This is a genomic window from Bradyrhizobium sp. (genome assembly GCF_030697065.1).
GTDB lineage: Bacteria > Pseudomonadota > Alphaproteobacteria > Rhizobiales > Xanthobacteraceae > Bradyrhizobium.
This window is the reverse complement of sequence record NZ_JAUYQU010000197.1, coordinates 1-8886: the sequence shown is the minus strand read 5'-3', so window position 1 is coordinate 8886 and position 8886 is coordinate 1. Positions and strand designations below refer to the sequence as shown.

The window sequence follows — 8886 nt, the reverse complement described above, 5'->3', positions numbered from 1 at the left end:
ATGTCATCGAACGCTGCTTTTGCAGGCTCAAGGACTTCCGGCGCGTCGCCATGCGTTATGACAAGCTCGCCCGGAATTTCTTGGCTGCTGTTCATCTCGCCGCTCTCGTCGCATACTGGCTCAATTGAGTCTGGACCCTAGTACTATAGCAGGCGCTATCTCGTCGTCCCGGCGCGACACCACCCTACTCCCTCATGGTGAGGAGTGCGTCCGGGCCGCGCGCATGCGCCGCCCGGCGCACGTCTCGAACCATCTGGCACATGACGTGCGGCACATGACTTGCCGCCATCTTTCGAGACGCCGCGCGAAGACGCGCGGCTCCTCAAGATGAGGTCCGCATTTGTTGCCTTCACCCCTTTCCCGGCAGTGTGTGCGCAAAGCTCCAGGAATGGCCGAACGGGTCCATGATGCGGGCGTAGCGCGCGCCCCAGAACGAGTCCCATGGCTCCAGCGTGACGACGGCGCCGGCGTCGGCCGCGCGCTTCACTGCCGCGTCGCAGTTCTCGACTTCGAGATGCATGGTGACCGAGGTGCCCTTGATCTGGTCGGGCGGAAACACCGCGTCCACCCCGTGCGACCCGCGATGTTCGGGAAAATCGTCCATCAGGAAAATCCGGGCGCCGCCGAGGTTCAACTCCGCATGCATCAGGCGCTTGCCGTCCTCCGCCGGCATCCGTACCGCCTCGGTTGCGCCAAGCGCCTGCTTGTAGAACTCGATCGCGGCATTGGCATCGCTGACGACGAGGTGCGGGGTAACGACCTGGATGGCGGCCATTTCTGTATCCTTTCGATTTACGTCACTCACCTCGAGGACGGACAAGGAGACCGCAAACCGACAGGGAGACCGGACTATTTTTGGCGCAAGCCTAGCGCCGTCGTTCCCCGTGCAGCCGGCGATGGAACCTTTGTCAGCGGGGGCTGTTCTTTTCAGTGGATTTCAGCAGCGATTTTCGCTCGAAGGAGACAAAAATGACTTATCGCATCGCGGCAGCTATTTTCGCCAGTTCCCTGTTTGTGGGAGCAGCCGTCGCGCAAACCGCGGCACCGTCGGCCCTGCAGCAGGACACCAACTGCACGACGACGGGTGCGGCGACCTCGGGGATCGGCGAGCAAAAGACCGCCAATTCGATGGCCGTGGAAAAAAGCGCGATATTGCCGAGCGCCTCCGGCCACGCCGGTTCCGCCGCGCCGACCGTGCAAAGCGACGGCAAACCGATGGAAAACCGCAAGGATTGTCCGCCGGATTCCAAGCCGAAAACATAAGCGGCCGCGGCTTGTCCTGTCTGGGCAAGAAAACGCCTACTCGATGACGATCCGCGGCGGCGGGCGGCTCGCCGCGCCCGTCGAGACCGCGGTCCAGATTGCGCGGGCGATATCGATGTAATGCCGCGCATGGACGCCGTCGGGCTCGGTCGCCACGATGGGGCGGCCGTCGTCGGAGGTCTGCCGGATCTGCAGGTCGAGCGGGATCTCGCCGAGAAACGGAATGCCGCGCCGCACCGCTTCCAGCCGGGCGCCGCCATGGCCGAAGATCGGCGTGACGTGGCGGCAGGTCGGGCAGCAGAAGCCCGACATGTTTTCGATCAGTCCGAGCAGCGGAATGTTGACCTTCTCGAACATCGCGATGCCGCGCCTTGCGTCGATCAGGGCGATGTCCTGCGGCGTCGAGACGATCACCGCGCCCGCCAGCGGGGTCTGCTGCGCCATGGTGAGCTGCGCATCGCCGGTGCCGGGCGGCAGATCAACCACGAGAATATCGAGATCGCCCCACGCCACCTCGCGCAGCATCTGGGTGATCGCCGAGATCACCATCGGGCCGCGCCAGATCATGGCGAGGTCTTCCTCGACCAGAAAGCCGATCGACATCACCTTGACGCCGAAACGCTCCATCGGCTCCAGCATGCGGGGGCCGATCTGCCGCGGCTTGCCGCGCAGGCCGAACAGCTTTGGCTGCGAAGGCCCGTAGATGTCGGCGTCGAGAATGCCGGCCCTCAACCCGATCGCGGCGAAGCCGAGCGCGAGGTTGCAGGAGGTGGTGGACTTGCCGACGCCGCCCTTGCCCGACGCCACCGCGATGACGTGCCTGACCCCGGGGATGCCTGACGCTTTCGAGGTCGCGCGGGCCTGCATGGTTGGTTGAGTGGCGGACAAGTGTCTTCCTTACGAATCCAGCGGATCGCCCTTGCCGGCGTCACGCGCGCGCAGATAATCCTCCGTCGTCATGACGGGCGGGCGCGGTTGCGGCGCCGCATGCGGATCGAAGCTCTCGTTGACCACGGCTTCGACGCGGCAATCCGCGCACATCCTGATCACGTCGAGTCGCTTGGCATTGGCGCCCTGGAACATCCAGTGCTTCTCGCCGAGCTTGGCCAGCACGCGGTCGATCGAGCTCTTGGTGCCGAACGGCTTGTTGCAGGCAATGCAATGGAACGGCTCTTCTTCCTTCAGCACGGTCAGCGGCGCGTTCCACGCCTTGAAGTCCAGCCGAGGCTCCAGCGTGATGACGTCTTCCGGACAGGTGGACTGGCACAGCCCGCACTGCACGCAGAGGCTTTCGGTGAAGCGCAGCATGGCGCGATCGGGATTGTCCGACAGCGCATGGGTCGGGCAGGCGGTGACGCAGGCATGGCAGAGCGTGCAGCCCTCGACATTCAAATGGACGCCGCCGAACGGCGCGCCCGGCTGCAGCGGCACGGTATCGACCGGCACGGGTGCGGCCAGATGCAGCTCGCGAAACGTGGTTTCGAGCACGCCGCGCTTGGCGCCGCGCGGCACGAAGCTCGCCGGCTTTGGCGCCACGACGCCGGCCGGCTGCGTATCCAGCAGAACGCGCAGCTGGTCGGGATCGTCGGTCTCAATGATCCGCACCAGGCCGGCGCCAAAACCGAGCGCCGAGACGATGGTGTCCGACATCTCCGCGGCGCGGCGAAGCCCTGAAATGTCGTGCTTCGGTCTGGCGCGGGTCAGCATGGCGACGCCGCTGCCGCCATAGGCGAACACCGAAGCGATATTCTCCGGCCCGAGTTGCGTCACTTCGTTGACGCGAACCGGAAGCACGTTGGCCGGCAGGCCAGCGCCGAACCGCGCCAACGCGTCGATGAGGGCGTCACCATGCTCGCCGTCATGGAACAGCACGATGGCGCCGCTGCCGCCGGCCTTGTGGTAGCTCTGCAGCAGCGTGCGCAGCCGCCGCATCAGCGCATCCGCACTCGGCAGCGAATAGGAGGCGGCGCCGGTCGGGCACACCGATGCGCAGGCGCCGCAGCCGGCGCAGACATTGGCGTCGATCGCGACCGCATTGCCATCAGGCGTGATCGCGCCGGTCGGACACAGATCGAGACAGCGGGTGCATCCGGTGATGCCGGAGCGCGAATGCGCACACAGCGCGGCCTCGAACTGGATGAAGCGCGGCTTGTCGAAAGTGCCGACCAGGCTGCCTGCTTCCGCGATGGCGCGTTCGACCGCGGCGCGGTCGCGCGGATCGGCGCGCAGATAGCCCGGCCGCAATTCATGCGCGGGAAACAACGGCGCGCCGCCGGACAGATCGAGGATCAGGTCGCAGGTCGAGGTGGCGCCGTTGCGCGAAGATCCGAACACCAGTTTGGCGCGCGACGACGGCGCCGGCAGCGCGTAGTCGTCAATCGCCAACTCGAATGCGCCGAGATGGCCCCTGGCGTTGCGGATGGTGCCCTTCAGCACGGGAAATTCATTGCTGCGGCGCGGGATGACGTCGCCGGGTTTGCTCAGGAGCACGGTGATGTCGAGGCGGTCGGCGAGACGCTGGGCGGCCTCGATCGCGACCTCGTCGCAGCCATAGATCAGCGCGACGCCGGTGCTCTCCAGCGTCACCAGCGAGATCGGCGGCATGTCTTCCTGCGCCGCCGCGATCAGTGCCGCGGCTTTCGGACCTGCGGCAGCCGCGTCGTTCGACCAGCCGCCGGTTTCGCGGATGTTGACGAAGGTAAGTTCCGCCTGCGGCGAATTCTCCGCGACTTCGCGAAACAGCGGGGCTTCCTGGGTGCAGGCCACCGTGATCGGCACGCCCTCGGAAAGTGCTGCCTTGAAGCGATCGAGTTCGAGGCCGCAGAGCTGGTTGGTCTCGGTGATGGTGCCGCCGCAGCCGCGGCCGATCGCCGCTGCGTCGAGCGGCATGCTCTTTTCGCAACTGCAGATCAGGAGATGAGACGGCACCGCACTCATGATTAATGTTCCGAACCGGCGCGCCGCGCGCGCGGTTGCTTCGTTGTCCGGTTCCGCGGTACCTGCTGCATGAGAAATCCGCAAGGCCTGACGTGCTCGCGTTACGAGCCCGGGCGGGATAGCATACATCGGCGGAATGCAAAGCGATTGGGGATGAGCCTTCGATGACGTCGCGCCTCGCGGACGTGGAACAGACACTCGATCTGCCCCCGGGCTACGATCTGGTCGCATTGCGCGAGCTTGGCGACGCGTTCGCCCATGGCTGCGAGATCGCGGCGAGTTCGGGCGCGGGAACATTGGTCTGGGTGCGGCGCTACGATCTGGTCGAATTCGCCGTGGTGCTCGAACCCGACGAAGCGCTGGTCTCGGCGCGCCGGGCGTTCTTTGCCGGCATGAATGCGCTGGGCGACGCCATATCGTCGCATTGCCCGCCCGAGCGGGAGGTCGGTTTCGACTGGCCCGACGCCGTCAGGTTCGACGGCGGACTGTTGGGCGGCGCCCGGCTCGGCATCCCCGCGGGATGCGCCGAGGACGAGGTGCCGGCCTGGCTGGTATTCGGCGTCATCCTGCGCGCCGCCGACATGGCCCATGTCGAGGAGGTGCAGGCCGCATCAGGCGTCGCGATGCTGAGCGAGGGTTTCGAGATGATCGATACCGACGCGATCATCGAAAGTTTTGCGCGGCATCTGATGACCGCGTTCGACCGGTGGCGGGAACGCGGATTCGAGGCGGTCGCGCGCGACTATCTGACCCGGCTGGCGCCGGCCAGCGCCGGCGGGATCAGAGGCATCGACGTCAACGGCGATCTGCTGGTACGCGCTGCAACCGGCAAGGAACCGCCGGAACGGAGCAGCCTCGTCGACGCGCTGGCGCGCGCGGACTGGTATGATCGCCAGGCGCGCGGCCCAAAGCCCGGATGAGGCGGACATGCTGAAACTGCCGCGAACCATCCGGCTCGATCCGTCCGACACGTTCGTGTTCGAGCGGGCGGCGGAACCGGGCGAATGGGCGGTGTCCGGCGCGTTTGCGTTCTGGAACCGGGACCCTGCCACGCTCGGCCCGAAGGCGCGCGTGGCGCTGCGGTCGGGCTTTCTCGGCATCGACAGTCTTGGCTGGTCGACGCTCGCGATCGTCACCGAGGCGACCGAAGCCGAGCGCGCGGCCATGGTCGAGCGCCTCGCGGCAACATTGCTGGAAAAATTCGGCGCGCCGGATCCAGCCGCAGCACGGCTGGCCGCCGAAGAAGAGGTCGCGTTCGCGGCCTCGCTGTGCGATCACGCCCCGCAGACCCTGCTCGCGGTGCAGCGCAGCGTCGAGGACGGCGATATCCGCGAGCGCTTTCGCACGCTTCGGCCACGCGAGACCCCGGGCAGCGCCGATTCCTTGCACGCGCATGCCAGCGCCTTTACCTTTCACGAGGTGGAAGGCGAAGATGAGCCGGCCGAACAGGTCGATCTGATGGGTTTGATCAAGACTGACGGCATGACCAGGGATCGCACATGAGAGAATTCTGGGTCGCCTCCGGCCATCACCTGACCCGTCGTGGCGATCATGGCGGGCTGTTGGCGACGCCCGAACTGATCATGGCCTATCTGGCGCGGCCTGAATTGATGCCGCCGGCCGACGCCTGCAACGCCGAACTGCGGCTGCATGCCAACCTGCTGGCCGATCCGCTGCGCCCGGTGAGCAAAGCCGATATCGCGGCGCTGGCGGATGCCGACGCGCGGGAAAACTGGACCTTCATGGTGAATTTCCGCGACCGGCTGGTGGCTGCGCCCTCGCTGGAGGCTGTGTATGTGGCGCTGGCCCGCAAGGGCGCCGGCGATCTGCCGCCGATCTTCCTGTCGCAGCTCTGCCACCTGATCCTGCGCAACGCGCTGGAGGGCTGCGACGATCCCTTCATGCTGCGCGCCGCCGAACTGTTCTACCGCAGCCAGCTTGCCACCGTGCACGACGGCACGCTGCTGCTGGCCGACGCGGAGGTGATCGAGGCGCAGCAGCACGCCCGGCACGACATCCATTCCTCGCCGCTGACCGCGATGCTGGCGCCGCCGAAGGAGTTCGGCGAGATGGATGTGATGGACGACGACAATGCCTGGACCTACTGGTCGCGTTCCGACGCGCACGCGATGGTGATGAACATCGGCGGCAATCCGAAGGCGCGCGCCGGGCTTTGCCGGGTGATCGAACGCTGGATCGCCCATCTGCTTGGCGTGACCGTCAAGGTGGAGACAGTGGCCTCGATCGAGGACCGCGACTGGCGCTGGTTCATCGGCCTCGACAGCGAGGGCACGAAGATCGGCAACGCCCTGTGGAACGGCGCGACACTCGGAGGCGACGCCGCCGAGCGGATCGTCGGGTTGATGCGCCTGGCCATCGAGGATACGCGGCTGGTCGACGCGCGCGTCGGCAGCAGGCCGGTCTATCTCATTCTGGCGATGGGTGCGGACAAGGTGGTGCGGCTGAAGCCGCAGAACCTGGTCGCAGGTTTGCCGCTGGCGGCTACTGCCGATGTCGCATGAGCGGCCGGACAACGAAGGACCTGTCATGGCGATGACCGAGGTGTCCCGCCAGGTCGGCGTGGTGCTGCGCCGCCGTTCCATCGACAATCCCTGGATCGATCACATGTGGTCGCCGGCGATGATCCTCGACGAAGTGCCCGACACCGCGCCGTGGACCGTGCTGTCGAGCGAGACCGACGCGACGATCTACTATGCCGGCGCGGCCAGCATCGATCTGTTCATTTCGGACACCGCCAATTACCGCGACAACCTCGCCGACGGCGCGCCGTTGATCTGGGTCGCGCTGCGGCGGCAGGATGGCGGCCCCGAACTCGAACTGACCAAGGTCACCGCCGACCCGACCGAGGGAGAAGCGATCTTCGAAAGCGGATGCGACGTGATCGGCACCGTCCCGATGCCGCCCGGGATCGCGGCGTGGATCGCCGCCTTTGTCGATCGGTTTCATGTCGAACGCCAGTTCCACAAGCGCCAGCGGGACCGCAAGAGCGGCGATCGCGGCCGCATGCGGGATGACGGAACGGAGCGCTCATGAGCGGCCCGGATCATGACGATGATGACAAGGGCTTTCTGGCGCGTTGGTCGCAGCGCAAGCAGGAGGCAAAGCAACCCGAACCCAAGTCGGATGAGCCTGCGGCCGAGATACCGCCCGCGGTGGCCGAAGCCGAGGCGGCGCCTGAGTTCGACCTCTCCAGCCTGCCGAAACTGGAGGAGATGACGGGCGCGACCGATATCACCGGGTTTCTGCAGAAGGGCGTTCCCGAGCATCTGCGCAATGCGGCGCTGCGACAATCCTGGGCGCTGGATCCCGCGATCCGCAATTACGTCAACCCCGCGCTCGAATACGCCTATGACTGGAACACGCCCGGCGGCGTGCCGGGCACGGGCGAGATCGGCGCCGGCATCGATGTCGCCCGGATGGTGTTGCAGATCATGGGCGACGGGCCGGCGGCTGAACCTGAAACGGTGTCCAATCCGAAACGGGATCCGGCGGACGATGCCGGAGCCGATGTGGACCTTCACGCCTTGCCCGCACCCACGCCGGATTTGCCTGCCGATCCGCTGCGGCGGCGTGACGACGGTGAGTCGGTAGCACAAAATGCGAGCACCGATGACGGCCTGCCGCCCGATTCGGCTGCTGCACCGCAACCGGCGGTGCGACGCCATGGCTCTGCAAAACCGATTGTTTAGACAAAGTTTTTTGCAGACATAGCCCCCGCCTATGTTATTAATTCGAACTGGAATAATTCCAGTTCTAAATTGTATGCCCGATTAAGAGGCACGGGGGATCCGTCCAGCATGCGGGACGCCGGACTGGAACAGGCAATCAAGGCAGCAGGTGGCGTCGCATCGCTGGCGCGAGGGATCGGCATTGCCCAGCCATCGGTTTCGGCGTGGTCCCGGATTCCCGCCGAACGGGTGCTCGCTGTCGAGGCGCTCACGCGGGTGCAACGCGACATTCTTCGCCCCGATCTCTACGGACTCCCAAAGGATCAGGTGATATCAAAATCCGAAATCGACGAGATCGACCAGCTGCGCGCCGCGCAATACGGCCTGCTGTCGCTGCTGCTCGGCAAGGCGCCCGACGCCGACACGCTCCGGCGCGTTGCCACGCTGAAGGGCGATGCGTCCGATCTCGGCATCGCGCATATCGAACTGTCGGCGGCGGCGGCGGCGGCGGATGATCGCGCCGTCAGCAAGGAATTCTTCGATCTGTTCGTCGGGCTCGGGCGCGGCGAGCTGCTGCCCTATGCCTCCTATTACCTGACCGGTTTTCTGCACGAGCGCCCGCTGGCGCGGGTGCGCGAAGATTTCGACCGGCTCGGGATCGAGCGCGCCGGCCCGTCGCGGGAGCCGGAAGATCACCTCGCGATCCTGCTCGAGGTGATGTCCGGTCTCGCCCGCGGCGAGTTCGAGGCCGACTTCAGCGAACAGCAGCGATTCTTCGAGCGCCATTTGAAGCCGTGGGCGGCGCGAATGTTCGCCGATCTCGAAATGTCGCAATCCGCCAAATTCTACCGTGCCGTCGGCCGGGTCGGCCGCATTTTCATGGAACTGGAATCCGAGGCCTTCACGCTGTCCTGACAGCGGCGAAGGCAAGCGAAAGGGAGACTGCAATGCGCAAGCCAATCGACAGCAAGGCGCCCGCCGCCGAAGGCGGCGTCGA

Annotated in this window: 10 protein-coding genes and 1 pseudogene; 8 read left to right on the top strand and 3 right to left on the bottom strand. The window is 66.0% G+C overall.

Going from position 1 to position 8886, the window contains the following annotated elements; all coding sequences use genetic code 11:
• Positions 1 to 128: transposase (locus tag Q8R73_RS15510; protein ID WP_305720430.1), on the top strand; the 128-nt coding region annotated here is incomplete at its 5' end.
• Between the two features lie 221 nt (positions 129 to 349).
• Here Q8R73_RS15510 and Q8R73_RS15505 read toward each other — a convergent pair.
• Positions 350 to 775: a VOC family protein gene (locus Q8R73_RS15505; protein WP_305720429.1), complete on the bottom strand. Its 426-nt coding sequence runs from the start codon at positions 773 to 775 to the stop codon at positions 350 to 352.
• A gap of 194 nt (positions 776 to 969) precedes the next feature.
• Here Q8R73_RS15505 and Q8R73_RS15500 point away from each other — a divergent pair, with 194 nt between their 5' ends.
• The gene (locus Q8R73_RS15500) at positions 970 to 1263 is read left to right on the top strand and encodes a hypothetical protein (RefSeq protein WP_305720428.1); all 294 of its coding nucleotides are present in this window, start codon (positions 970 to 972) and stop codon (positions 1261 to 1263) included.
• A gap of 36 nt (positions 1264 to 1299) precedes the next feature.
• Here Q8R73_RS15500 and Q8R73_RS15495 read toward each other — a convergent pair.
• Both Q8R73_RS15495 and Q8R73_RS15490 read right to left on the bottom strand, forming a co-directional pair.
• A pseudogene (locus Q8R73_RS15495) lies at positions 1300 to 2097 on the bottom strand (Mrp/NBP35 family ATP-binding protein); the annotation flags it as partial.
• Between the two features lie 63 nt (positions 2098 to 2160).
• Entirely contained in the window at positions 2161 to 4200 is a 2040-nt protein-coding gene (locus tag Q8R73_RS15490) for a 4Fe-4S binding protein (RefSeq protein ID WP_305720427.1), read from the bottom strand.
• A gap of 164 nt (positions 4201 to 4364) precedes the next feature.
• Here Q8R73_RS15490 and Q8R73_RS15485 point away from each other — a divergent pair, with 164 nt between their 5' ends.
• The 6 genes from Q8R73_RS15485 (at position 4365) to Q8R73_RS15460 (ending at position 8804) form a co-directional block, all read left to right on the top strand.
• On the top strand, positions 4365 to 5120 hold the full coding sequence (locus Q8R73_RS15485) for a biotin/lipoate--protein ligase family protein (protein ID WP_305720426.1): 756 nt from the start codon (positions 4365 to 4367) through the stop codon (positions 5118 to 5120).
• Between the two features lie 7 nt (positions 5121 to 5127).
• Positions 5128 to 5703, top strand: a complete 576-nt coding sequence (locus Q8R73_RS15480) for a DUF6505 family protein (protein ID WP_305720425.1) — start codon at positions 5128 to 5130, stop codon at positions 5701 to 5703.
• Complete coding sequence (locus Q8R73_RS15475) at positions 5700 to 6722, top strand: DUF6352 family protein (protein WP_305720424.1); 1023 nt, start codon at positions 5700 to 5702, stop codon at positions 6720 to 6722. The genes Q8R73_RS15480 and Q8R73_RS15475 overlap by 4 nt, the downstream gene beginning before the upstream one ends.
• Positions 6723 to 6747: 25 nt before the next feature.
• Entirely contained in the window at positions 6748 to 7254 is a 507-nt protein-coding gene (locus Q8R73_RS15470) for a DUF3305 domain-containing protein (RefSeq protein WP_305720423.1), read from the top strand.
• Positions 7251 to 7910 carry a DUF3306 domain-containing protein gene (locus Q8R73_RS15465; protein WP_305720422.1) on the top strand — a complete coding sequence of 220 codons (660 nt, stop codon included), beginning with the start codon at positions 7251 to 7253 and terminating at the stop codon, positions 7908 to 7910. Before Q8R73_RS15470 ends, Q8R73_RS15465 begins: the two co-directional genes overlap by 4 nt.
• Positions 7911 to 8018: 108 nt before the next feature.
• The gene (locus Q8R73_RS15460; RefSeq protein WP_305720421.1) at positions 8019 to 8804 is read left to right on the top strand and encodes a molecular chaperone TorD family protein; all 786 of its coding nucleotides are present in this window, start codon (positions 8019 to 8021) and stop codon (positions 8802 to 8804) included.
• The last annotated feature ends 82 nt before the right edge of the window (positions 8805 to 8886 follow it).